Annotated in this window: 23 protein-coding genes; 19 read left to right on the forward strand and 4 right to left on the reverse strand. The window is 51.7% G+C overall.

Translation table 11 applies throughout. From position 1 onward, the window contains the following. Positions 1–7: 7 nt before the first annotated feature. Together lsrK and lsrR are read right to left on the reverse strand one after the other, a co-directional pair. The gene (gene lsrK / locus NMD08_RS20490) at positions 8–1,600 is read right to left on the reverse strand and encodes an autoinducer-2 kinase (RefSeq protein ID WP_151218524.1); all 1,593 of its coding nucleotides are present in this window, start codon (positions 1,598–1,600) and stop codon (positions 8–10) included. A gap of 108 nt (positions 1,601–1,708) precedes the next feature. Beyond that, positions 1,709–2,665 carry a transcriptional regulator LsrR gene (gene lsrR / locus NMD08_RS20495; RefSeq protein ID WP_151218769.1) on the reverse strand — a complete coding sequence of 319 codons (957 nt, stop codon included), beginning with the start codon at positions 2,663–2,665 and terminating at the stop codon, positions 1,709–1,711. Between the two features lie 255 nt (positions 2,666–2,920). On the opposite strand from lsrR, the gene lsrA reads away from it, so the two are divergent. The 19 genes from lsrA (at position 2,921) to NMD08_RS20590 (ending at position 22,230) form a co-directional block, all read left to right on the forward strand. Further along, a complete protein-coding gene (lsrA, locus tag NMD08_RS20500) occupies positions 2,921–4,468 on the forward strand; it encodes an autoinducer 2 ABC transporter ATP-binding protein LsrA (RefSeq protein ID WP_151224200.1) in 1,548 nt (515 codons plus the stop codon). Then, on the forward strand, positions 4,462–5,511 hold the full coding sequence (gene lsrC, locus NMD08_RS20505; protein WP_151224199.1) for an autoinducer 2 ABC transporter permease LsrC: 1,050 nt from the start codon (positions 4,462–4,464) through the stop codon (positions 5,509–5,511). The genes lsrA and lsrC overlap by 7 nt, the downstream gene beginning before the upstream one ends. Continuing rightward, positions 5,511–6,509 (forward strand): autoinducer 2 ABC transporter permease LsrD, encoded by a 999-nt coding sequence (gene lsrD, locus NMD08_RS20510; RefSeq protein WP_151224198.1) that lies wholly within the window; start codon positions 5,511–5,513, stop codon positions 6,507–6,509. The genes lsrC and lsrD overlap by 1 nt, the downstream gene beginning before the upstream one ends. Before the next feature lie 26 nt (positions 6,510–6,535). Continuing rightward, positions 6,536–7,558, forward strand: coding sequence for an autoinducer 2 ABC transporter substrate-binding protein LsrB (gene lsrB, locus NMD08_RS20515; RefSeq protein WP_187252977.1), 1,023 nt, complete (start codon positions 6,536–6,538; stop codon positions 7,556–7,558). Positions 7,559–7,586: 28 nt separating this feature from the next. Further along, on the forward strand, positions 7,587–8,462 hold the full coding sequence (gene lsrF / locus NMD08_RS20520) for a 3-hydroxy-5-phosphonooxypentane-2,4-dione thiolase (RefSeq protein WP_151218519.1): 876 nt from the start codon (positions 7,587–7,589) through the stop codon (positions 8,460–8,462). 50 nt (positions 8,463–8,512) lie between these two features. Continuing rightward, positions 8,513–8,803: a (4S)-4-hydroxy-5-phosphonooxypentane-2,3-dione isomerase gene (gene lsrG / locus NMD08_RS20525; protein WP_103768553.1), complete on the forward strand. Its 291-nt coding sequence runs from the start codon at positions 8,513–8,515 to the stop codon at positions 8,801–8,803. 10 nt (positions 8,804–8,813) lie between these two features. Further along, complete coding sequence (locus NMD08_RS20530; protein WP_370618917.1) at positions 8,814–9,557, forward strand: epimerase; 744 nt, start codon at positions 8,814–8,816, stop codon at positions 9,555–9,557. A gap of 358 nt (positions 9,558–9,915) precedes the next feature. Beyond that, the gene (locus NMD08_RS20535; RefSeq protein WP_187259320.1) at positions 9,916–11,037 is read left to right on the forward strand and encodes a M42 family metallopeptidase; all 1,122 of its coding nucleotides are present in this window, start codon (positions 9,916–9,918) and stop codon (positions 11,035–11,037) included. Next, complete coding sequence (gene sgcB / locus NMD08_RS20540; protein WP_103768556.1) at positions 11,034–11,312, forward strand: PTS sugar transporter subunit IIB SgcB; 279 nt, start codon at positions 11,034–11,036, stop codon at positions 11,310–11,312. The genes NMD08_RS20535 and sgcB overlap by 4 nt, the downstream gene beginning before the upstream one ends. Positions 11,313–11,323: 11 nt before the next feature. After that, entirely contained in the window at positions 11,324–12,637 is a 1,314-nt protein-coding gene (gene sgcC, locus NMD08_RS20545; protein ID WP_151218515.1) for a PTS sugar transporter subunit IIC SgcC, read from the forward strand. A gap of 12 nt (positions 12,638–12,649) precedes the next feature. After that, positions 12,650–13,456, forward strand: coding sequence for a BtpA family protein SgcQ (gene sgcQ / locus NMD08_RS20550; protein ID WP_370618919.1), 807 nt, complete (start codon positions 12,650–12,652; stop codon positions 13,454–13,456). Between the two features lie 130 nt (positions 13,457–13,586). Continuing rightward, positions 13,587–14,018, forward strand: coding sequence for an SgcA family PTS sugar transporter subunit IIA (gene sgcA / locus NMD08_RS20555; protein WP_151224194.1), 432 nt, complete (start codon positions 13,587–13,589; stop codon positions 14,016–14,018). 11 nt (positions 14,019–14,029) lie between these two features. Next, positions 14,030–14,662 (forward strand): ribulose-phosphate 3 epimerase family protein, encoded by a 633-nt coding sequence (locus tag NMD08_RS20560; RefSeq protein ID WP_370618921.1) that lies wholly within the window; start codon positions 14,030–14,032, stop codon positions 14,660–14,662. Positions 14,663–14,678: 16 nt separating this feature from the next. Next, positions 14,679–15,461 (forward strand): DeoR/GlpR family DNA-binding transcription regulator, encoded by a 783-nt coding sequence (locus NMD08_RS20565; protein WP_151218511.1) that lies wholly within the window; start codon positions 14,679–14,681, stop codon positions 15,459–15,461. 302 nt (positions 15,462–15,763) lie between these two features. Further along, positions 15,764–16,552 carry an IclR family transcriptional regulator gene (locus NMD08_RS20570; protein ID WP_151218510.1) on the forward strand — a complete coding sequence of 263 codons (789 nt, stop codon included), beginning with the start codon at positions 15,764–15,766 and terminating at the stop codon, positions 16,550–16,552. 4 nt (positions 16,553–16,556) lie between these two features. Continuing rightward, positions 16,557–17,462, forward strand: coding sequence for a dihydrodipicolinate synthase family protein (locus NMD08_RS20575; RefSeq protein WP_370618923.1), 906 nt, complete (start codon positions 16,557–16,559; stop codon positions 17,460–17,462). A 10-nt stretch (positions 17,463–17,472) separates the two neighbouring features. Continuing rightward, positions 17,473–19,440, forward strand: a complete 1,968-nt coding sequence (gene yjhG / locus NMD08_RS20580) for a xylonate dehydratase YjhG (protein WP_151218508.1) — start codon at positions 17,473–17,475, stop codon at positions 19,438–19,440. A 106-nt stretch (positions 19,441–19,546) separates the two neighbouring features. Then, positions 19,547–20,896, forward strand: a complete 1,350-nt coding sequence (locus NMD08_RS20585; RefSeq protein WP_137485250.1) for a GntP family permease — start codon at positions 19,547–19,549, stop codon at positions 20,894–20,896. Positions 20,897–21,243: 347 nt separating this feature from the next. After that, positions 21,244–22,230 carry a sugar-binding transcriptional regulator gene (locus tag NMD08_RS20590; RefSeq protein WP_151218507.1) on the forward strand — a complete coding sequence of 329 codons (987 nt, stop codon included), beginning with the start codon at positions 21,244–21,246 and terminating at the stop codon, positions 22,228–22,230. Between the two features lie 36 nt (positions 22,231–22,266). Here the strand turns inward: NMD08_RS20590 and NMD08_RS20595 are convergent, their stop codons facing one another. Next, positions 22,267–23,271 (reverse strand): GRP family sugar transporter, encoded by a 1,005-nt coding sequence (locus tag NMD08_RS20595; protein WP_151218506.1) that lies wholly within the window; start codon positions 23,269–23,271, stop codon positions 22,267–22,269. A gap of 103 nt (positions 23,272–23,374) precedes the next feature. Beyond that, positions 23,375–24,016 carry an L-fuculose-phosphate aldolase gene (locus tag NMD08_RS20600; RefSeq protein ID WP_187259314.1) on the reverse strand — a complete coding sequence of 214 codons (642 nt, stop codon included), beginning with the start codon at positions 24,014–24,016 and terminating at the stop codon, positions 23,375–23,377. Between the last annotated feature and the right edge of the window lie 30 nt (positions 24,017–24,046).

Genomic DNA, 24,046 nt, shown 5'->3' on the forward strand with positions numbered 1-24,046 from the left:
TCTCCTGTTATAAACCCGGCGCTTTCCACAAAGAGGTCGTCAACCCGTGATCGACCAGACCTAACTGCTCCTGATATACCGCCTGCCATTTCTCACGTGATTCCCGATAAAGCTCGTGCTTCTCTTTATCCGGCACATGTTCCCGCTCCCAGCGTACCAGTCGTTCACCGGTCTCGGCCATAGATGACCAGATCCCTGCCCCGACACCGGCAGCAATGGCGCAGCCGAGCGCCGTTGCCTCTTTGACGACCGGCACATTAACCGTCAGCCCTGATACATCCGCCAGAATCTGGCTCCAGAGTTTGCCCTTCGAGCCCCCCCCAGCAAATACCAGTGAAGTAGGATGGATGCCGGTAAAATCGGCGATTTGCTGCAAATTACAGGTCGATACAATGGCCGCATTCTCTTCCAGCGCACGAAACAGCGTAGCTTTATTGCATTTTTCCGGATCGATGGACAGGTTGATAAACGAAGGAGCGGCGTGATACCAGCTCTTGAAACGCATCCGGTCAGAGAAAATTGGCATCACTCCCCATGCACCTGCCGGTACCCGGGAAGCCATCTCCTCCAGAAGGGTGTAGGTATCTACCCCCAGACGCTCAGCGATCAGCTTTTCTTCTGCACAGAAAGCGTCACGAAACCAGCGCATCGTCAGGCCAGTAAAAAAGCTGATGGATTCGGTTTGCACCATTCCCGGAATGACGTGCGGATTAATGCGCACATTCATCTCCGGATCAACAATCGGAGCGGGTAAATTCACCACCTGCTGCCAGAATGTGCCGCCCAGCACGGCGGTTTGCGCCGGACGTACGACCCCAAGGCCAAGGCAGCCCAACTGAACATCTCCGCCGCCTACTACCACTGGCGTACCTGCTTTCAACCCGCACTGTGCAGCGGCCTGGGCCGTCACCCTTCCCAGGAGCGTTCCTGTCTCTTTAACCGGTGAGAGAATATCCGACCGCAATCCTGCCATCTGCAACAATGACGGTTTCCAGTCTCGCGTTTTGAGGTCCAACAGGCCCGTTGTTCCGGCATTGGAAGGATCCACCGCCAGCTCACCGCTGAGCATGTAGGCCATCCAGTCGCTGATCATCGTGACCGTTGAGGCGCGACGATAGATATCCGAACGATGATGCGCCAACCAGAGCAGGCGTGGGATGGCGCTCAGCGCCAGCGTCTGTCCCGTGCTGCGATAGACCTCACTTTCGAAGGTGTAATCGTGGATCTCCTTAAGTTCGCTGACTTCCCGTGCCGCTCTGGCATCCACGTTTGCGCAGGCCCAGACAGGCGTCCCCTCTGCATCATAGACTACAATGCCTTCACGCATCGAACAGGCTGAAACGGCAGCAATCGCTTCTGGCGCAATCCCGGCGTTATGCAGCGCCTGACGAATACACTCACAGGCCAGTTGCCAGTTTTTCCCCAGATCAAACTCCATCGAGCCGGGCACATCCGGTACGGCGAGATGCCGCCATTCCGCTTGCCCCACCGCGATTTGTTTACCTTCCAGGTCGAAAATCACGGCGCGAACGCTTCCGGTTCCGGCGTCCAGTGCCATCAGGTAATGTGCTGATTCAGAGAGGGTACAGAGTCGGGCCATCGTTTTTGTCCTCGGCTTATTATATTTGTCAGGTCGTCAATGCTTTCTCCACAGTACAAACGGAAATTCTGTTACTTCCCTGCCGCGCGACTGCACGGCAGATACGCATTACTGCCCGCTGACAATGGCGGCGGCAGTTTCCTGGTCAGTGACCAATGCGTTGATATAACCCCCTTTCATCGCCGCAGCGATCGCTTCCGCTTTATTCACGCCCCCGGCAACACCGATCACCGTCGGGATCGTCTTCAGGGTATTGAGGGTTAACCCGATAAGTTCATCGTGGATCTTCATATCCGGAATCACCTGCCCTTCGCCATCAAAGAAGTAGCCCAGAATGTCGCCCACAGCGCCTTTGCGGCCAATCATCAGCTGTTCACCCTGAGTGATATAGCCTGAGCGAATAATGGTGGCCTCATCTTTCTGGTTGATTGCGCCGATACCGACAATGGCCGCGTCGGCAGCCTGGGCAGCCAGCAGGACATCCTGGACGCTGTTTTCATTTTTTAACGTCCGGGCAATCTCTGCTGAGGAGGCGCGAAGCGGAGCCGGAATAATACTGACCGGACAGGCCGCGTTGAGTTGTCCAATCCCAGTCATGTAAGGCCCCACGCCACCCGAGAGCGTCACCAGGCGAATTTGTTGAGCAGAGATAAATCCGCTCAGTCGCTTTAACGTGTTCATGGTCGCTTCGCCGAAACCGGCCGCCAGAATCTGCTGTGGCTGGAGTGACTCCATCAGCATATGCGCGGCGCCAATCCCCAGGCGAACGCAGGCATCTGCTCCGGGAAGTCCCGGGATGACCCGTACATTGTTCAGCTCAAAGCGACGACGTAATTCAGTTTCATATTCCAGACAGCCTTCAAAGCGAGAATTAATCTGTACACGAATAATCCCGGACTGATGCCCCTTCTCCAGCAGGCGCGACACTTTAAGCCGCGTCAGCCCCAGCCTGTTGCTGATGTCGCTCTGCGTCATACCGTCGTGGTAATAGAACCACGCAATGCGTGCCACCAGCTCTTCTTCACACATCCCTTGCCCGGAAATCATCGGGTCGTTAATAGTCATCATTCTGTCTTCACTTTGAACATATCGAATTTCTGAACGCAATTGTTCATTCATTGGTAGTTAATAACTGTGATTAAACCCACATTTCGGTGGCTTTTTATTGAACAAATTTAATTACTCCGATCATTTTAGCATAAAACGTGATCTATTCGTCGGTTTTATGAGCAGTTAGGTCATAAGGTTATGAACAATTCGAATCGCTCAATACATTTGTTCAACCTGATTCTACCCAGGCCGAACGGAGGTGGCACGTAAATGAGTCACGAAAAAATCGCTCCGCTACTCAGCGCACAGTCTGTCTGTAAGCAGTACTCCGGCGTTAAGGTACTGAAAGGTATTAACTTTACCTTGCGTAAAGGCGAAGTCCATGCGCTGCTGGGAGGGAATGGTGCCGGGAAATCCACGCTGATGAAAATTATCGCCGGTATTACTCCGGCGGACAGCGGAAGCATTGAGATTGAAGGATCCCGCTGTACAAAACTGACGCCGATCCTGGCGCATCAGTTGGGGATCTACCTTGTACCACAGGAGCCACTGCTCTTCCCCAGCCTGACGGTAAAAGAGAATGTCCTGTTTGGTCTGCCCAAACACCAAAGCTCGGCGCAAAAAATGAGCGCGATGCTCGCCGCGCTGGGCTGCCAGTTTGATATCAACAGCCAGGCCGGTTCACTGGATGTCGCCGACCGGCAAATGGTCGAAATCCTGCGCGGGCTGATGCGCGATTCGCGAATTTTGATCCTTGATGAACCCACAGCCTCACTCACACCAGCAGAAACAGATCGGTTGTTCAGTCGTCTGCGTGAGTTGCTGAGTGCCGGCGTAGGGATCGTTTTCATCTCCCACAAGCTGCCTGAGATACGCCAGATTGCGGATTACATTAGCGTGATGCGGGACGGAACCATTGCGCTCTCCGGTAAAACGGCGGACCTGAGCACAGACGAAATTATCCAGGCCATTACGCCAGCGTCACGTACTAACACGCTGAGCGCGACCCAGAAACTGTGGCTGGAATTGCCTGGCAACCGTCCGCAGCACGATGCAGGCACACCAGTATTGAGCCTCGAAAATGTCACCGGTGAAGGATTCATGAACGTCAGTTTCGAGGTTCGTGCCGGGGAAATTTTAGGTCTGGCTGGCCTGGTCGGCGCCGGGCGCACCGAACTTGCAGAAACGCTTTACGGGCTACGACCTCTGCGGGCCGGACGCGTCGTACTCGGCGGCAAGGATATCTCCACGCTTTCCACACGCGAGCGTCTGCAGCATGGTCTGGTATATCTACCGGAGGATCGGCAATCATCAGGACTGAATCTGGATGCCTCGCTGGCGTGGAATGTTTGCGCATTAACCCATAACCACAGCGGTTTCTGGGCAAATCCGGCAAAAGACAGCGCCACGCTCGAACGTTATCGCCGCGCGCTCAATATCAAGCTGAACGATCCCGAACAACCTGCCCGCACGCTCTCCGGTGGTAATCAGCAAAAAATTTTGATCGCCAAATGCCTCGAAGCCTCGCCGCAAGTACTGATCGTGGATGAGCCGACGCGCGGAGTGGACGTCTCTGCCCGTAACGACATCTACCAGTTGCTCCGCAGTATTGCGGCTCAGAATGTCGCGGTGCTGTTCATCTCGTCCGATCTGGAGGAGATCGAACAGATGGCCGATCGCGTTTACGTCATGCACCAGGGGGAAACAGGCAACGATGCCCTGCAGGGCGACGAGATTAATGTCGACACCATCATGCACGTTGCGTTCGGCGACCGCCCGTCAGGGACTACGCCACATACCGGGGAGGCGCCATGCTGAAATTTATTCAGAATAATCGCGAGGCAACCGCACTGTTGGCAGTGCTGTTGCTGTTCGTTCTGCCGGGGATGCTTGACAGCCAGTACCTCAGTGTTCAGACGCTGACGATGATCTTCAGCAGCGCCCAAATTCTCATGCTGCTGGCGATGGGGGCGACGCTGGTGATGCTGACCCGCAACATCGACGTATCGGTCGGCTCGATAACCGGGATGTGCGCCGTGCTGCTGGGGCTGCTGCTGAACGCGGGATATCCCTTGCCCGTGGCCTGCGTAGCGACGCTGCTACTGGGATTGCTGGCGGGGGTTATTAATGGCGTGCTGGTCGCCTGGCTGAAAATCCCGGCAATTGTTGCCACGTTAGGAACGCTGGGTCTGTATCGCGGCGTCATGCTGCTCTGGACGGGCGGTAAATGGATTGAAGGACTGCCTGCACAGCTTAAGCAACTCTCCGCCCCGGTTTTCCTCGGGATCTCCGCCATCGGCTGGCTGACCCTACTCCTGATGCTGCTGATGGCCTGGCTACTGGCAAAAACCGCCTTTGGTCGCTGTTTTTATGCCACCGGGGATAATTTGCAGGGCGCACGGCAACTGGGAGTACGTACCGAAGCCATCCGTATTCTGGCCTTCTCGCTCAACGGTTGCATGGCGGCGCTGGCTGGGATCGTCTTTGCTTCTCAGATTGGCTTCATCCCTAATCAGACCGGAACCGGGCTGGAAATGAAAGCCATTGCTGCCTGCGTACTGGGTGGAATCAGTCTGCTGGGCGGTTCCGGGACAATCATTGGCGCCGTGCTTGGTGCCTATTTCCTGACTCAAATCGATAGCGTACTGGTCCTGCTGCGCATTCCGGCCTGGTGGAATGACTTTATTGCCGGTCTGGTCCTGCTGGCGGTGCTGGTATTTGACGGCCGACTGCGCTGCGCGCTGGAACGTAATATCCGCCGACAAAAATATGCCCGCTTCACTCCGCAGTCTCAGCCGTGTCCGTCGACAAAAAGCGCCGCGGATACTGTGCGCACCGCTAAAAAACGTGAGGTTGCCTGATGACTCGTTTACATCGTTACGGCTGGGAACTGGCGCTCGCCGCGCTACTGGTGATTGAAATTCTGGGATTTGGCGCTCTGAACCCTCGACTGCTGGATCTGAACGTACTGCTGTTCAGCACCAGCGACTTTATCTGCATTGGTATTGTTGCCCTCCCCTTAACCATGGTGATCGTCAGCGGCGGGATCGATATCTCTTTTGGCTCCACGATGGGGCTGTGCGCTATCGCGCTGGGCGTGATGTTCCAGGGGGGCGTACCGTTGCCGCTGGCCATTATCCTGACGCTCGCGCTGGGCGCGCTGTGCGGATTGATCAACGCCGGGCTGATTATCTACACGGGCGTGAATCCTCTGGTTATCACGCTGGGAACGTTGTACCTGTTTGGCGGCAGCGCATTGTTGCTGTCGGGGATGGCAGGGGCGACCGGTTATGAAGGTATTGGCGGCTTCCCACAGGGCTTCACCGATTTTGCCAACCTTGATGTACTGGGCCTACCCGTGCCACTGATCTTCTTTCTCGTCAGCGTGCTCTTTTTCTGGCTGTTGATGCACCGAACCCACGCCGGACGAAATGTCTTCCTGATTGGGCAAAGCCCCCGCGTGGCGCTGTATAGCGCTATCCCGGTGAATCAGACGCTATACGCATTGTACGCGATGACCGGCTTTGCATCGGCAGTCGCAGCGGTGCTGCTGGTTTCTTACTTTGGCTCTGCTCGCTCCGATCTGGGGGCCTCCTTCCTGATGCCGGCCATTACGGCGGTCGTCCTGGGCGGTGCCAACATCTATGGCGGTTCCGGGTCAATTCTCGGCACAGCCATCGCCGCGCTGTTAGTGGGCTATCTGCAGCAGGGGTTGCAGATGGCTGGCGTGCCTAACCAGATATCCAGCGCCCTCTCTGGTGCATTACTTATTGTCGTTGTCGTAGGTCGTTCCGTCAGCCTGCATCGTCAGCAAATTAAAGACTGGATGGCACGTCGTCGCGCTGTTCGGCAGGCCTGAAACCCATTGCCCTAAAGGAAAAGTACATGACTATTCAGAGCATTAAAAAAATTGCCGTAATCAGTACCCTTAGCCTGGCGGCGTTCACCCTCAACGCTTATGCCGCAGAGCGAATCGCATTTATCCCGAAACTGGTTGGGGTGGGGTTCTTTACCAGTGGTGGTAACGGTGCCCTGGAGGCCGGTAAAGAGCTTGGTGTCGATGTTACCTATGACGGTCCGACAGAGCCCAGCGTCTCTGGTCAGGTTCAACTCATCAATAACTTTGTTAACCAGGGGTATAACGCCATTGTGGTTTCCGCTGTTTCACCTGATGGGTTATGCCCGGCATTAAAGCGCGCCATGCAACGCGGTGTGAAAGTCCTGACATGGGATTCTGACACCAAACCGGAATGTCGCTCGTACTACATCAACCAGGGTACACCAGCGCAGTTAGGCGGCATGCTGGTTGATATGGCCGCAAACCAGGTCAAAAAAGAGAAAGCCAAAGTGGCCTTCTTCTACTCCAGCCCGACCGTAACCGATCAGAATCAGTGGGTGAAAGAGGCCAAAGATAAGATCTCCAAAGATCATCCGGGCTGGGAAGTTGTCACCACTCAGTTTGGCTATAACGACGCCACCAAATCGCTGCAAACCGCAGAAGGCATTATTAAAGCTTATGCCGATCTCGACGCCATCATTGCGCCGGATGCCAACGCCCTTCCTGCTGCAGCTCAGGCCGCTGAGAACCTGAAGAATACCAGCGTGGCGATTGTCGGTTTCAGCACACCAAACGTAATGCGTCCTTATGTTGAACGCGGCACGGTAAAAGAATTTGGCCTCTGGGACGTGGTCCAGCAAGGCAAGATTTCCATATACGTGGCTGATGCCTTGCTGAAAAAAGGCGACATGAACATTGGGGACAAGCTGGAGATTCCGGGTGTTGGGCAAGTTGAAGTCTCGCCGAACAGCGTGCAGGGCTACAGCTACGAGGCGAAGGGAAATGGCATTGTGCTTCTGCCTGAACGCGTGGTGTTCACTAAAGATAACATCGACAAATACGATTTCTGATTTTCATTCCGTAACCGTGGAGTAAAAAATGGCTGATTTAGATGACATCAAAGATGGTAAGGATTTCCATACCGATACGCCGCAACGCAATACCCCGTTCACACTTAAGGGATGCGGCGCACTTGACTGGGGGATGCAGTCCCGACTGTCGCGCATTTTTAATCCTGAGACCGGAAGAACGGTTATGCTCGCGTTTGACCATGGCTATTTTCAGGGACCAACAACAGGACTGGAGCGTATTGATATCAATATCGCTCCCCTGTTCTCTCTCGCTGATGTACTGATGTGCACACGCGGCATCCTGCGCAGTGTGGTCCCCCCCGCCACCAACAAACCGGTAGTCCTGCGCGCCTCAGGCGCTAACTCAATTCTCACCGAGTTAAGCAATGAGGCGGTCGCGCTCTCCATGGATGATGCCGTTCGTCTCAACAGTTGCGCCGTAGCGGCACAGGTGTATATCGGCAGTGAGTATGAACATCAGTCGATCAAAAATATCATTCAGTTGATCGATGCCGGCATTAAAGTCGGCATGCCAACAATGGCGGTGACCGGCGTGGGGAAAGACATGGTTCGCGATCAGCGCTACTTCTCACTCGCCACCCGTATCGCCGCAGAGATGGGGGCGCAGATCATCAAGACCTACTATGTCGATAAAGGTTTTGAGCGCATCGCCGCGGGTTGTCCGGTTCCGATTGTTATCGCGGGTGGTAAAAAATTACCTGAACGTGAAGCGCTTGAGATGTGCTGGCAGGCCATCGATCAGGGCGCATCCGGCGTCGATATGGGGCGTAACATCTTCCAGTCCGAGCACCCAGTCGCCATGATGAAGGCCGTCCACGCGGTGGTGCATCGTAATGAAACCGCTGAACGCGCGTACGAACTCTATCTGAGCGAAAAAAACTAAAAAGGGTATGGGCCTGCCCTGGTGGGCCCATGCGTTTTAAGGAGAAAAGTATGCATGTCACTCTGGTGGAAATTAACGTCCACGAAGATAAAGTCGACGAGTTTATCGAGGTATTTCGCCTCAATCATTTGGGGTCGGTGCGTGAAGAGGGGAATCTCCGCTTCGATGTGTTGCAGGATCCGGAAGTTGAGAGCCGCTTTTATATTTATGAAGCCTATAAGGATGAAGCCGCCGTTGCGTTCCATAAAACTACGCCCCACTACCTTGCCTGTGTGGAAAAACTGGAATCACTGATGAGCTGCCCACGAAAAAAACGCGTCTTCAATGGATTGATGCCATAAGGATCTAAAAATGAACCGTTCCTTTTCCGGTTTGAATCGCACAGAGTGCGTATCGTTAATGAAGCACTACCCGTTAAGCATCGGCATTCTTGCCGGTCAGTGGCTCAAACTCGGGGAGTATCAGCAAAATCTTCGCGCGCTTGAACAACCCGTTATTCACCTGGATCTGATGGACGGACATTTTTGCCCTCAGTTCACCGTTGGCCCCTGGGCTATCGCACAGTTGCCACAGCAGATGATTAAGGATGTCCACCTTATGGTGGATAATCCCTGGCCCGTTGTGCAGGCAAGCGTAAAGGCAGGAGCACACTGCGTCACGTTGCAGGTGGAAAACACGCCGCATCTACACCATATGCTTCATTGGCTTGGTGAGCAAAATGCTGAAGTTTCCGGTGGCACTATGCCGCTTTTGCGAGGGATTAGCCTGTGCCCTGCAACACCACTGGAATATATTCTACCGGTCATTGAAGACGTTGAAATAATACAAATTCTGGCGGTAAATCCCGGCTACGGTAGCAAACTCTGCAAGTCAGCGTTACTGAGACGCATCACGCAGGTTGTCGCATTACTCAATGCAGCCGGCAAGCGAGACGCCATTCTGCTGGCAGTTGATGGTTCGCTAAACCTGGAAGAACTTCCAGAGATCATCGCCAGCGGAGTGGATCGTGTAGTATCCGGCAGCGCACTCTTCAGGAACGATGCTCTGACGGACAATATCTCTCACTGGCTCGCTACAATTCATTCAGCGCAATAAGTACTGCTATATTTTCTTTTATCACCAGGATACTAACGATTTACCACATGCCATTAAGTTCTACGCTCCCTTGGTAGAAAACCTGGATATACACAGGCATAAAGAGGGAGCGTCCTGCAACAAAGTGGGCGATAACAGTTACCGCGTTTTATTCATCCTCATTATTTCAAGCATAAATACTGGTCTCTCCAGCCCGTAACTTTCACAAACGTTGAGCGTTTTTATTCCACCCGGTTCACATTATTTTTTATTTGTGCAGCTTTGCGCGTTTTCACGTGAGCGTTCTCACAATTATTCGACCAGTGAGCGCCTATAAAACGCTCAACGAGTGATTGTTTTACGTTCTACGGAGATAGCTATGTCATTTTCTGTTCAGGAAACCCTGTTCTCGCTTTTGCAGCATAATGCGATCTCAGGACACGAAAACGCAGTCGCTGATGTCATGCTGCGCGAATTCAGGCGTCATGCAAAAGAGGTCTGGCGAGACAGGCTTGGGAATGTCGTCGCACGCTACGGTAGTGATAAACCTGATGCACTGAGACTGATGATTTTTGCGCATATGGATGAAGTCGGTTTTATGGTGCGCAAAATAGAGTCGTCTGGATTTTTACGTTTTGAACGCGTAGGCGGTCCTGCGCAAGTCACTATGGCTGGTTCCGTCGTCACCCTCGCCGGGGACAATGGGCCGGTGATGGGATGTATCGGGATTAAGTCATACCACTTTGCCAAAGGCGACGAGCGCACGCAGTCACCTTCCGTCGATAAATTGTGGATTGATATTGGCGCCAAAGACAAAGACGACGCCTTACGGATGGGCATTCAGGTCGGTACGCCTGTCACTCTGTATAACCCGCCCCAACTCCTGGCAAACGATCTGGTGTGCAGTAAAGCGCTTGACGATCGTCTGGGCTGTACTGCGCTGCTCGGTGTAGCGGATGCTATCAGTACTACGGAGCTTGATATCGCTGTTTATCTGGTGGCTTCTGTACAGGAAGAATTTAATATCCGTGGCATTGTTCCCGTATTACGCCGTGTAAAACCAGATCTGGCGATTGGTATTGATATCACGCCATCGTGTGATACCCCTGATTTACACGATTATTCCGAAGTCAGGATTAATCAGGGCGTTGGGATCACCTGCCTGAACTACCATGGTCGGGGAACGCTGGCAGGATTAATCACGCCTCCTCGCCTGATACGGATGTTGGAACAGACGGCTCTTGAACACAACATTCCGGTGCAGCGAGAAGTGGCTCCCGGCGTGATAACAGAAACCGGTTATATCCAGGTTGAGCAGGATGGTATTCCCTGCGCCAGTCTCTCTATTCCTTGTCGCTATACCCATTCTCCGGCGGAGGTTGCCAGCCTGCGTGATTTGACTGACTGCATCCGCTTATTGACTGCTCTGGCAGGTATGCCAGCAGCACATTTCCCCATTGAGCCTGATTCAGGCGCTACACAAGAGGCACATCCATTATGAAAAAGATCCTTGTGGCATGCGGTACCGGCATGTCGACTTCAACCATGATTGCACACAAGCTGCAAGAGTTCCTGACTGAACAGGGCATTGCAGCCACTACCGCCCAATGCTGTCTGAATGAGATCCCTCTTAACTGTAACGGTATGGACCTTATTGTTACCTCCATGCGAACCAACAGTGATTACGGCATCCCTACGCTTAATGGCGCCGCCCTGCTCACAGGGATCAACGACGACGCGTTAAAACAACAAATCAAGGCTCTGTTAACCCAATAAAAGGAGGCATTATGTTTGATTACATCCTGTCTCTCGGCGGTACCGTTTTCGTCCCTATCATCATGATCGTGATTGGCCTTATCTTCCGCATCCCCTGGCTGCAGGCGATTAAGGCAGGGGTAACGGTCGGGATCGGTTTTGTCGGTATGGGACTGGTGATCGTCATGGCGATCGACAGCCTCAGTCCCCCTATTAAAGTGATGATTGAACGCTTCGGCCTGACCCTGCATGTCTTTGACGTTGGCGCAGGACCCGCCTCCGGCGTTGGTTATGCGACTGCCATTGGCGCCATGATTATCCCGGTTATTTTTCTTCTCAATGTCGCCATGCTGGTCACCCGTCTGACCAAAACGATGAACGTCGATATTTACAATTACTGGCACTACGCCATTACGGGTACGGTGGTCCAGCTTATGACCGGTAGCCTGATTTATGGTGTGTTGGGGGCAATCTGCCATGCGGCGCTATCGTTAAAAATGGCCGACTGGACGGCAAAACGGGTGCAGAACATCGTCGGGCTGGAAGGTATTTCGATACCGCAAGGCTACGGTTCCAGTTCAGTACCGCTTTTCGTTCTACTTGATGCTATCTATGAAAAAATCCCTTTCATGAAGGGACGCAATATCGATGCTCAGGAGATCCAGAAACGCTACGGCATGGTCGGCGATCCGGTGATCATCGGCGTAGTGCTCGGTCTGATTTTTGGCCTGGCAGCTGGCGAAGGCTTTAAAGGTTGCGCCAGTCTGATGATTACCGTTGCGGCAATCATGGTGCTGTTCCCACGCATGATCCGCCTGATTGTTGAGGGCTTAATGCCCATCTCCGACGGCGCAAGAAAATTCTTCCAGAAGTATTTCAAAGGACGTGAAGTGTATATCGGTCTGGATACCGCGGTGACGCTGGGCCATCCAACCACCATTGCCGTTGGCCTACTACTGATTCCTATTATGTTAATTCTGGCCAGCATTTTACCGGGCAACAAAGTATTACCCCTCGCAGACCTGCCGGTAGCGCCGTTCTTTATCTGTATGGCTACGGTTATCCACCGCGGAGACCTGATCAGGACGTTGATAAGCGGGATCATCGTGATGATTACCGTCCTGCTGATCGCCACCCAGTTCGCGCCTTACTTCACCGAAATGGCGCTCAAAGGCGGTTTCAGTTTTGCCGGTGAAAGTGCGCAAATCTCAGCGTTGTCCGTGGGCAATATGTTCGGTTGGTCGATTTCTGAACTGATGTCGCTTGGCATTATTGGCGTTGTCGTGGCGGTCGGTATTGTCGCCAGCGTCGTTCTGTTCTTACGTAAACGTGAATTATCGGAATAAGGAGTACTTTCAATGAGTTGGCTGAAAGAGGTTATTGGGACGGAAAAAGCGGTCATCGCCATGTGCCATCTACGTGCATTGCCCGGCGACCCGAGTTTTGATGCGCAACTGGGGATGAATTGGGTTATCGACAGAGCCTGGGACGATCTGATGGCGCTGCAAAATGGTGGGGTAGATGCAGTCATGTTCTCCAACGAATTTAGTCTTCCCTATCTCACGAAGGTGCGTCCGGAAACGACTGCGGCAATGGCACGAATCATCGGGCAATTGATGAACGATATCCGCATCCCATTTGGCGTGAATGTACTGTGGGATCCGGTCGCCTCATTCGACCTGGCGATGGCTACCGACGCTAAGTTTATCCGCGAGATCTTTACCGGAGCCTATGCCAGCGACTTTGGCGTTTGGGACACTAACGTCGGTGAAACCATTCGTCATCAGCACCGCATTGGCGCAGGCGGAGTGAAAACGTTATTCAATATCGTCCCTGAAGCTGCCGTCTATCTGGGCAATCGCGATATCTGTTCCATTGCTAAATCGACGGTATTTAACAACCATCCCGATGCGCTCTGCGTTTCAGGCCTGACCGCCGGGGCACGTACCGACAGCGCGCTGTTAAAACGGGTCAAAGAAACGGTGCCTGACACCGTCGTGTTGGCCAACACGGGCGTCTGCCTGGAAAACGTGGAGGAACAACTCAGTATCGCCGATGGCTGTGTGACCGCAACCACCTTTAAAAAGGACGGCGTTTTTGCCAATTTCGTTGACCAGGCGCGAGTCAGTCAGTTTATGGAGAAAGTGCATCATATACGCCGATAAGATGGGGATAAGCAGAGCGCTTATCCCCGGCAGAGAGCAATAACCCTTCTGCGATCCCTGCCGCCTTCGTCAAAAGTATCGACGGGGATCGCTACCAGAGTAACCCGAATCGGCATGGAGTCAACGACGGATGATTAACGATATTAAATGGGTACAGTCACAACTTGAAGCCACAGACTGGCGTCAGGCCGTAGAAATCGCCGCCCGCCCGCTGGTAGCCTATGGTGCCGCGCAGCCATGCTACGTTGATGGGATCATCGAAAATACCCTTAACTGGGGGCCTTATTATTTGATAGCCCCGGGCGTTGCGTTGCCTCACGCCCGACCAGAGCAAGGCGCAAACTATAATCAGGTCAGCATCACCACGCTACGAACTCCGGTCGCCTTTGGTAACGAAGAGTGCGACCCCGTCTGGTTGCTTCTCTGCGTCAGTGCCACGGATGCCAACGCACATATTTTGACCATTCAGCGCATCAGCCAGTTTATTGATTCGCCACAATGGTTAGCGGCAGTGCGAAATGCCAGCACCGACGATGCACTTTTTGCGCTGGTATCAGGTTAACGGAGGCGCTTATGATCCTGCACCCTTCTCTCGCCAGCGCAAATCCTCTGCACTATGGTCGCGAGTTAACGGCATTAGACAACCTGGATTTTGGGTCCCTGCATCTGGATATTGAGGACAGCAGCTTCATTAACAACATTACGTTTGGGATGAAAACGGTGCAGGCCGTTGCCAGACAGACGCCTCATCCACTTTCCTTTCATTTTATGGTTGCCCGGCCACAGTTCTGGTTTAACGCGCTGGCTGAAATCAGACCCGCGTGGATCTTCGTTCATGCGGAAACGCTGGACTATCCCTCGGAAACATTAGCAGAGATCCGCCATACCGGCGCACGAGCCGGGCTGGCATTTAATCCGGCAACCCCGATCGACGCCTTGCGATATCTGGCGTCTGAACTGGACGGGGTGATGGTGATGACCAGTGAGCCCGATGGGCAGGGACAGCGGTTTATTCCCTCCATGTGCGAGAAAATCCAAAAAGTACGCACGGCTTTTCCTGAAACCGAGTGCTGGGCCGACGGTGGAATTACGCTGGCGGCGGCACAGCAACTGGCAGCAGTTGGGGCGCAACATATGGTGATTGGGCGCGCCCTGTTCTCTTCATCTGACTATCGCGCGACCTTAGCCCAATTCGCCCCCCTGTAAGAGGAGATTGTTTCTGATGAGCCAACAGAGACCTGACCGTATCAAACAGATGCTGCATTACCTGTGGCAACATCGTCACCTCTCCACACAGCAGGCCATGGAACTTTTTGGCTATGCGGAAGCGACTGTTCGCCGTGATTTTCAGTATATTGCCAACCAGTACCCGGGCATGATCCGCGGTCACGGTTGTCTCGACTTCGACGACAGTACCGACGACAAAGAGTACGTCTTCGATGTGAAACGCACATTGCAATCTGTGGCGAAGAGAGAAATAGCCGCCCTTGCCCGAACAATGATCAAAGATGGCGACTGCTTTTTTCTCGACTCCGGCTCAACCTGCCTCGAACTGGCGAAATGCCTGGCCGATGCGCGGGTAAAGGTCATCTGCAACGACATTAAAATCGCCAATGAGCTGGGCTGTTTTCCCCATGTGGAAAGCTACATTATCGGTGGACTGATTCGCCCGGGTTATTTTTCGGTAGGAGAGAGTCTGGCGCTGGAGATGATCAATGCCTTTTCCGTAGAACGTGCGTATATCTCCTGCGATGCGCTGTCGCTGGAGACGGGTATCACCAATGCCACCATGTTTGAAGTCGGGGTGAAAACACGGATTATTCAACGCTCGCGTGAAGTTATTCTCCTGGCCGATCACTCTAAATTTGATGCCGTTGAGCCGCATGCTGTAGCAACACTCTCATGTATTAAAACGATCATCAGTGACAGCGGGTTACCTGAGACTATTGCACGGCGTTATCAGCGAGCCGGATGTCAGTTGTTTTTGCCTCATTCAATAAAATGATAAGCAGGTTCGTTCGAGAGGGATTTCAAGCAAAAATGCTCAATGGCACCCGTTGAAAAATATTGACGATGCACTCGAAAGAATAAAGAAGTCCTATACGCGATCCACACTCAACTATGTTGCAACAACACTCCATCTACTTTTTATTCTCATTTACTAAATGTGACTGTTCTGGATTCATTATTCAAACTGCGTACAAGATCACATTTAATCACTCCATTACGGTTCAGCATGCTGAACAAAGCATATTTTCCATTATGTAATGTCGATACCATTTATTCCATGAGCAAGGAGGAGCCATTATGGTTCGTAAAGGATGTAATTCATTAGTCCGTGCCGAAAAAATATTAACCCACATTGCATGGGTTGGCATGGCCAGTTATATGGAGTTATTAAATAAATTCCAGTATCCAAAAAGCAGCCTGCTTAATTTATTAAATGTAATGGTGGAATGCGGTTTCTTAATTAAAAACAAAAACGGCTACTATTCACTGGGAATAAAAAACTACGAGTTGGGTTGTCAGGCGTTACACCGTCAAAATATATTTGAGGTGACTAAGCGGCCAATGCAGGAGTTGTCGCTGAAAAGTGGACTGGTTTGTCATCTTGGGGCGATGGAGAGCATTTCAGCTATCTATCTCGACAAGGTCGAAAGTCCGGACTCGGTACCGACGAGCAAAAGCTGGATTGGTAAAAAACTTGAATTGCATATTACTGCGTTAGGTAAGGCGTTATTAGCCTGGAAGACACGAGAAGAACTGGATTATTTTTTAGAGGCACTCACGTTAACCCCGCATACGCACAACACATTTACCGATAAAAAGTTGTTTCTGGAAGAATTACAAAAAACACGACTTCGGGGATGGGCCATAGACAACGAAGAATCAACCTATGGAGCGGTATGTTTAAGTATGCCGGTATTCAATATGTATAACAGGGTTAACTATGCAATCTCTCTTTCTGGCGATCCAGTGGTTTATTCAGGAAATAAGATAGACAGCTATCTGGAATTGCTCCGGAAATGCGCCGGGCAAATATCATATGGGCTGGGATACAGAAACGAAAATGAGCATTTACGAAAAGGAAACTGAGGTAATGAAAAAATTCCGCGGCATTATTCCCCCGGTATCCAGCACGTTTCATCGTGACGGAACCCTTGATAAAACGGCAATGCGCGAAGTTGCCGACTTCCTGATTAATAAAGGGGTCGACGGACTGTTTTACCTGGGTACCGGTGGTGAATTTAGCCAGATGAATACAACCCAGCGCATGGCGCTCGCCGAAGAAGCCGTGGCCGTTGTGGGTGGGCGAGTGCCGGTATTGATTGGCGTCGGTTCGCCCTCCACTGACGAAGCGGTGAAACTTGCGCAACATTCACAAGCCTGCGGCGCTGATGGTATCGTCGCTATCAACCCCTACTACTGGAAAGTCGCACCACGCAATCTTGACGACTATTACCAGCAGATCGCCCGTAGTGTCACTCTGCCGGTGATCCTGTACAACTTTCCGGATCTGACGGGTCAGGACTTAACCCCGGAGACCGTGACACGGCTGGCTCTGCAAAACGAGAATATCGTTGGCATCAAAGACACCATCGACAGCGTTGGTCACTTGCGTACGATGATCAACACAGTTAAGTCGATACGCCCGTCGTTTTCTGTATTCTGCGGTTATGACGACCATTTGCTGAATACGATGCTGCTGGGCGGCGACGGTGCGATAACCGCCAGCGCTAACTTTGCTCCAGAACTCTCCGTCGGCATCTACCGCGCCTGGCGTGAAGGCGATCTGGCTACCGCCGCGACGCTGAATAAAAAACTACTACAACTGCCCGCTATTTACGCCCTGGAAACACCGTTTGTCTCACTGATCAAATACAGCATGCAGTGTGTCGGGTTGCCTGTAGAGACGTATTGCTTGCCACCGATTCTTGAAGCATCAGAAGAAGCAAAAGATAAAGTCCGCGCGCTACTTACCGCGCAGGGCATTTTACCAGTCTGAGGAGAAACTCATGTCTGTTCGCAATATTTTTGCTGACGAGAGTCACGATATCTACACCGTCAGAACGCACGCCGATGGCCCGGACGGCGAACTGCCATTAACCGCAGAGATGCTTATCAATCGCCCGAGCGGGGATCTGTTCGGTATGACCATGAATGCCGGAATGGGCTGGTCTCCGGACGAGCTGGATCGGGACGGTATTTTACTGCTCAGTACACTCGGTGGATTACGCGACGCAGAGGGTAAGCCCGTGGCGCTGGCGCTACACCAGGGGCACTACGAGCTGGATATCCAGATGAAAGCGGCGGCCGAAGTCATTAAAGCCAACCATGCCCTGCCCTATGCCGTGTACGTCTCCGACCCTTGTGACGGACGCACTCAGGGCACAACGGGGATGTTTGATTCGCTACCATACCGTAATGACGCCTCAATGGTGATGCGCCGTCTTATTCGCTCTCTGCCCGGCGCGAAAGCTGTCATTGGCGTGGCGAGTTGTGACAAGGGGCTGCCAGCCACTATGATGGCGCTCGCCGCACAGCACAACATAGCGACGGTGCTGGTGCCCGGTGGCGCGACGCTACCCGCAAAGGACGGAGAAGACAACGGCAAGGTGCAGACTATTGGCGCACGCTTCGCCAATGGCGAATTATCTCTACAGGACGCACGCCGTGCGGGCTGTAAAGCCTGTGCCTCTTCAGGTGGCGGTTGTCAATTTTTAGGCACCGCCGGAACATCTCAGGTGGTGGCCGAAGGATTAGGGCTGGCAATCCCACACTCAGCACTGGCTCCTTCCGGCGAGCCTGTGTGGCAGGAGATCGCCAGAGCTTCTGCACGAGCGGCACTGAACCTGTGTCAAAAAGGCATCACCACCCGGGAAATTCTCACCGATAAAGCGATAGAGAATGCGATGACGGTCCATGCCGCGTTCGGTGGTTCAACAAACCTGTTGTTACACATCCCGGCAATCGCTCACCAGGCAGGTTGCCATATCCCGACCGTTGACGACTGGATCCGCATCAACAAGCGCGTGCCCCGACTGGTGAGCGTACTGCCTAATGGCCCGGTTTATCATCCAACGGTCAATGCCTTCATGGCAGGCGGTGTGCCGGAAGTCATGTTGCATCTGCGAAGCCTCGGATTGCTGCATGAAGATGTTATGACGGTTACCGGCAGCACGCTGAAGGAAAACCTCGACTGGTGGGAGCACTCCGAACGGCGTCAGCACTTCAAGCAACTCCTTCTCGAGCAGGAACAAATCAACGCTGACGACGTGATCATGTCGCCACAGCAAGCACAAGCGCGCGGGTTGACCTCAACTATCACGTTCCCGGTGGGCAATATTGCGCCAGAAGGATCGGTGATCAAATCCACCGCCATTGATCCCTCGGTGATTGATGAGCGAGGTATCTATTACCATAAAGGTGTGGCGAAGGTTTATCTGTCCGAGAAAAGTGCGATTTACGATATCAAGCATGACAAGATCAAGGCGGGCGATATTCTGGTCATTATCGGCGTTGGACCTTCCGGTACCGGGATGGAAGAAACCTACCAGGTTACCAGTGCCCTGAAGCATCTGTCATACGGTAAGCATGTTTCGTTAATCACCGATGCACGTTTCTCGGGCGTTTCTACTGGCGCATGCATCGGCCATGTGGGGCCAGAAGCACTGGCCGGAGGGCCCATCGGTAAATTACGCACCGGGGATATCATTGAAATTAAAATTGATTGTCGCGAGCTTCACGGCGAAGTCAATTTCCTCGGCACCCGTCGCGATGAACAATTACCTTCACAGGAGGAGGCAACTGCAATATTAAATGCCAGACCCAGCCATCAGGATTTACTTCCCGATCCTGAATTGCCAGATGATACCCGGCTATGGGCAATGCTTCAGGCCGTGAGTGGCGGGACATGGACGGGTTGTATTTATGATGTAAACAAAATTGGCGCGGCTTTGCGCGATTTTATGAATAAAAACTGAAAGCATAAATAAAAACATCCAGACACCTGAATTATCCGGCTACATATCATTCGTTATTTACTCAGTCGGATAATGACGGGTCGCTACCCTGTTATGAGAGGACGTTATGCCACTAATTATCGTTGTGGCAGGGATTGCTTTACTCCTGCTTTTAACCATAAAAATTAAGCTTAATACGTTTGTTTCGTTAATTATTGTATCGATTGCTGTCGCCATCGCCAGTGGTATGGATTTGAGTAAAGTCGTCACCTCAGTCGAATCCGGACTTGGCGGTACGTTGGGACATATTGGCTTGATATTTGGTTTCGGTGTTATGCTCGGTCGCTTGCTGGCCGATGCGGGTGGTGCACAGCGAATAGCGCTGACCATGCTGAATTATTTCGGGAAAAATAAACTTGACTGGGCAGTGGTCTGTTCGGCGTTTATTGTCGGTATTGCACTTTTTTTCGAAGTCGGTTTAATTCTTCTGGTACCTATTTTATTCGCTATTGCCCGTGAAGCAAAAATATCACCGATGTTTATGTGTGTGCCGATGCTTTCCGGTTTGCTGGTCGCGCACGGTTTTTTGCCGCCGCACCCCGGCCCGACAGTTATCGCCAGAGAATATGGCGCTGATGTAGGATTGGTACTGATATACGGTATCATTGTCGGCATTCCAACCTTTATTCTTTGCGGCCCGATATTGAATAAATTCTGCCAGCGCATTATTCCAGACGCCTTTAAAAAAGAGGGGAATATCGCCTCTCTCGGCGCGACCCGCCGATTCAGCGAAAGCGAAATGCCTGGCTTTGGGATAAGTTTTCTCACGGCAATGCTGCCGGTGATCCTGATGGCGGTTGTTACCATCATCCAGATGACTCATGCCAAAAGTGCTGCGGATTCAGGCTTATTCTACAACGTGATACTGTTCTTAGGTAACTCGACGATCGCCATGCTGATTTCACTGCTGTTCGCGATCTATACCATGGGCCTGGGGCGCGGGAAAACAATCCCTGACCTGATGGATTCTTGCGGAAAAGCTATCGCGGGTATTGCTGGTCTGCTGCTGATTATCGGTGGTGGTGGTGCATTCAAGCAAGTTCTCATCGATTCTGGCGTCGGTCAGTATATTTCCACCCTGGTTTCGGGTATGGATATTAACCCGATCCTGATGGCCTGGGGCGTGGCCGCATTCCTGCGTATTTGTCTGGGTTCAGCCACCGTCGCGGCGATCTCTACCGCCGGTCTGGTCATCCCACTGTTGGCAGTACATCCCAATACCAACCTGGCCTTGATTACGCTGGCTACCGGTGCCGGATCCTGTATTTGTTCTCACGTTAACGATGCCAGTTTCTGGATGATTAAAGACTTTTTTGGCCTTACCACCAAAGAAACGCTGTTATCCTGGACGCTGATGTCCACACTCTTATCCATCAGTGGGCTGATTTTTATTCTGCTCGCCAGCTTAGTTTTATAATCGGGTTCTCGCCAGTGAGCCAACCTGTCGGTTCACTGGCCCTCATCATTTAGTGAGTGGCGGCAACTGTCTGCGCGGTGACGAATCGCTGACGATCAAAAAGGGGCGATATTGAACCGTTTATTGTGCTGAAGGAGTGTACTCCCAGTAATACTGATAAAGCCGGAGCATGCCTCCGGCTTTTTAGCATAGAGGAACAGAAGGCGACCGCTCAAATGGTATGCTGGTTTATTTCATGTAAAAGAATAAAATATCTGTATAAAATCATGCCACTGGCAATCTGCATCAACTCTCCGGGTAAACAGGGTTAAGATAAGCATTTCCCCGGTTTAATACAGGTATACAAAGTGGATAGAGATCAAACAAACAGCAGCCTGTTCAATGATGATCCCGTACTTCATGCAACATGGCTGTACTATCAGGAAGGCAAAAGCCAGACTGAAGTTGCAGCTATCATGGGGGTGTCCCGCGTCACGGTCGTCAAATACCTGCAAACAGCCCGGGAAAATGGACTGGTTCATATCAACCTGGACGTGAATGTCTTTGGATCTATCGACGCTGCTTTGCAAATTCGCGATAAATTCAATCTCCAGAGAGTGATCATCGTGCCTGATGGCGAACATGCCGGAAAGCGTGATGATACAAAGCTGATGCGTACTCGTCTTTCACGTGCCGGTGGCATGTATCTGAATCAGGTAATTGAGAATGGTGATGTGCTGGGAGTTGCCTGGGGAAGAACAATCCATCAGATGAGCAAAACCATGACGCCGAAGTCATGTAAAAATGTCACCGTTATTCAGATGCTCGGTTCCATGCCCTCTCAACCAGACCTGACGATTATTGAATCCTCATCACAAATCGCTTACAAGCTTTCAGGACGTGTCGCTTCGCTTCATGTTCCTGCCGTGGTATCAAGTGCCAGACTGGCAATGGAGTTACAGGCCGAACCTATTATTCGCTCGAATTTTGACGTTCTGACTCGTTGTACGAAAGCCTTTTTCGTCGTAGGTAATGCTCTTGATGAAAATCCCCTTATTCGAGTGGGTGTGCTGAATAAGAAGGAAATGCAGACCTATCGGGATTTAGGTGCGGTAGGTGTCATTTGTGGTCGCTTCTATGACAAGGAAGGAGTACCCGTCGTGGCTGATGTTGACCAGCGTATTCTTGGCATAAGTCTGGCTCAGTTAAGGCAGATTGAACGGAAGATCTTTCTTGCTGGTGGGGAAAGAGGCTATGACGCGACGCTGGGTGCCCTGCTGGGGGGATATGTCACAGACCTGATTGTTGATGAAGGAACGGCTGAGTTTTTGCTGGCGTGTGAATTACCGCAGTAAAAGAATGAATAACTGCCCCATAGTTGGGGCAGTATTTTATTGATTAGCGGCGATAATTAAAATAATACCCACAATGTATGAAATAAACATGGTCAGCAGCAGTTTATTGGTTCCGGCTGGCGCACTGGCAAATTCTCTCCAGATGAATACCCCCCAGATCACGGCAATCATTGTTGCCCCCTGTCCCAGACCGTAGGAAATAGCATAACCCGCCTGACCAGACGCAATCAGACTAAATGCCAGACCGACACACCAAATCATACCGCCCAACCAGCCACAAACATGATCCCGTAAACTTCCGGAAAAATACATTTTCCCGTTGACAGGTTCTCCTGAAATAGGCTTTTTCATAACCAGCGTGTTAAGGATAAAGTTCGACAAAAACAGCCCTATGGCAAACAGGACAAGTGCTGAGTACGGCGTCATCAGACCGCTGGCAGGCTGACTGAAATTGTCTGACATGGAGTCAGCCAGGAAGCGGAAAAACCATCCCATGATGATACCCGCCAGAATAGCAGTGATGAGACCTTTGTTACGACGGGATTTATCCGCCTCCTGAGTGACACGACCATAGGCTATCGCGGTAAAAATAATGGCGATCACAACGCAGGCGACACCGAGGAACAGAATGAGCGGATCGCCCTGCGGATTGCCGATATAAGTGGTGATCACACCCAGAGCCAGTGCCAGCCCCACACCCACAGGAAAAGCTACCGCCATACCGGCAAGATTAATAGAAGCGACCAGAAGGATATTGGAAATATTAAAAATAATCCCTGCAAGTATTGCCGACATCAGACTACCACTGCTCGCCTGCTGAATATCAGGTATAAAGCTACGACCGGCTTCCCCCGTAGACCCCAAAGTGAAGGCAAATAACAAAGAGCACAGCAATAATCCAACTGAGTAATCCCAATAAAATAGAGGAAATTCCCATTTTTTATTACTTACAAGTTTGGTTGTATTCGCCCATGACCCCCAGCAAATCATGGTAATAAAACACATTATTATAGCAACAGCATACGATTCCACGATAAACATAAATAACTCCTTGTGGTAGTTATAATCAATCGTTGTGGGCAGAGGGGATAGCAGCCATTCCGCGAATGGCTGTTATATGTTATTAATTAAAATACAGCTGTAATTACGCTTTCAAACCATACGTTTTGAATTTTTCAAAAACGATAGTCATTTCGGCTTCAGACAGCACGGGAACATCGTGATGTAATCCGCCACATTTGATGTATAAATCAGCCAGCGTCTCGGTTTCACCCGCCAGCCACAACGTCTTTTCCAGCGTGACGTCCATGGCCAGCATACCGTGATGCTGCATCAGCAAGGACTTACTTTCTTTGATCCCTTTAGATACACCGTCGGCCAGTTCAGGGCTGCCAAAGGTATTGTAAGGAATACAGGGAATATGATCCGTCCCCGTCACCGCCACCATATAATGAATGGCCGGAATCGAATGATTATGTATTGCCACCGCCGTGGAATTCACCGCATGCGTATGTATGACAGCATTCAATTCTGGTCTGGCTTTATAACACGCCAGATGGAATAACCATTCACTTGATGGTATTTTACCCGCTTCTGGTATTCCCTTATCGTCTACAAAGACAATCATGTCCGGCGTCATCTTTGAATAAGCGATCCCACTCGGTGTAATCAACATGCCACCGGTATATCTGGCACTCACATTACCTGATGTTCCTTGATTAAGACCTGACGCATTCATTTCCCGACAAGTGGAAATGATATTTTCTGCTAACTTAATCCTTTCCATTCCTGCTCCTTAACAGCAGTGGTCGTCGTT

It is taken from the genome of Citrobacter meridianamericanus (assembly GCF_041320245.1).
Taxonomy (GTDB): Bacteria; Pseudomonadota; Gammaproteobacteria; order Enterobacterales; family Enterobacteriaceae; genus Citrobacter; species Citrobacter meridianamericanus.

What these genes read in the sequence shown, in the direction of transcription:
- NMD08_RS20530 (WP_370618917.1), top strand. Translation starts at nt 8,814, where the DNA reads ATGAACCGTTCCTTTTCCGGTTTGAATCGCACAGAGTGCGTATCGTTA.
- yjhG (WP_151218508.1), top strand. Translation starts at nt 17,473, where the DNA reads ATGTCTGTTCGCAATATTTTTGCTGACGAGAGTCACGATATCTACACC.
- NMD08_RS20600 (WP_187259314.1), bottom strand. Translation starts at nt 24,016, where the DNA reads ATGGAAAGGATTAAGTTAGCAGAAAATATCATTTCCACTTGTCGGGAA.
- NMD08_RS20570 (WP_151218510.1), top strand. Translation starts at nt 15,764, where the DNA reads ATGGTTCGTAAAGGATGTAATTCATTAGTCCGTGCCGAAAAAATATTA.
- lsrF (WP_151218519.1), top strand. Translation starts at nt 7,587, where the DNA reads ATGGCTGATTTAGATGACATCAAAGATGGTAAGGATTTCCATACCGAT.
- lsrR (WP_151218769.1), bottom strand. Translation starts at nt 2,665, where the DNA reads ATGACTATTAACGACCCGATGATTTCCGGGCAAGGGATGTGTGAAGAA.
- sgcQ (WP_370618919.1), top strand. Translation starts at nt 12,650, where the DNA reads ATGAGTTGGCTGAAAGAGGTTATTGGGACGGAAAAAGCGGTCATCGCC.
- lsrB (WP_187252977.1), top strand. Translation starts at nt 6,536, where the DNA reads ATGACTATTCAGAGCATTAAAAAAATTGCCGTAATCAGTACCCTTAGC.
- lsrC (WP_151224199.1), top strand. Translation starts at nt 4,462, where the DNA reads ATGCTGAAATTTATTCAGAATAATCGCGAGGCAACCGCACTGTTGGCA.
- NMD08_RS20575 (WP_370618923.1), top strand. Translation starts at nt 16,557, where the DNA reads ATGAAAAAATTCCGCGGCATTATTCCCCCGGTATCCAGCACGTTTCAT.
- sgcB (WP_103768556.1), top strand. Translation starts at nt 11,034, where the DNA reads ATGAAAAAGATCCTTGTGGCATGCGGTACCGGCATGTCGACTTCAACC.
- lsrK (WP_151218524.1), bottom strand. Translation starts at nt 1,600, where the DNA reads ATGGCCCGACTCTGTACCCTCTCTGAATCAGCACATTACCTGATGGCA.
- lsrG (WP_103768553.1), top strand. Translation starts at nt 8,513, where the DNA reads ATGCATGTCACTCTGGTGGAAATTAACGTCCACGAAGATAAAGTCGAC.
- NMD08_RS20585 (WP_137485250.1), top strand. Translation starts at nt 19,547, where the DNA reads ATGCCACTAATTATCGTTGTGGCAGGGATTGCTTTACTCCTGCTTTTA.
- NMD08_RS20535 (WP_187259320.1), top strand. Translation starts at nt 9,916, where the DNA reads ATGTCATTTTCTGTTCAGGAAACCCTGTTCTCGCTTTTGCAGCATAAT.
- NMD08_RS20560 (WP_370618921.1), top strand. Translation starts at nt 14,030, where the DNA reads ATGATCCTGCACCCTTCTCTCGCCAGCGCAAATCCTCTGCACTATGGT.
- sgcC (WP_151218515.1), top strand. Translation starts at nt 11,324, where the DNA reads ATGTTTGATTACATCCTGTCTCTCGGCGGTACCGTTTTCGTCCCTATC.
- NMD08_RS20595 (WP_151218506.1), bottom strand. Translation starts at nt 23,271, where the DNA reads ATGTTTATCGTGGAATCGTATGCTGTTGCTATAATAATGTGTTTTATT.
- lsrD (WP_151224198.1), top strand. Translation starts at nt 5,511, where the DNA reads ATGACTCGTTTACATCGTTACGGCTGGGAACTGGCGCTCGCCGCGCTA.
- sgcA (WP_151224194.1), top strand. Translation starts at nt 13,587, where the DNA reads ATGATTAACGATATTAAATGGGTACAGTCACAACTTGAAGCCACAGAC.
- NMD08_RS20565 (WP_151218511.1), top strand. Translation starts at nt 14,679, where the DNA reads ATGAGCCAACAGAGACCTGACCGTATCAAACAGATGCTGCATTACCTG.
- lsrA (WP_151224200.1), top strand. Translation starts at nt 2,921, where the DNA reads ATGAGTCACGAAAAAATCGCTCCGCTACTCAGCGCACAGTCTGTCTGT.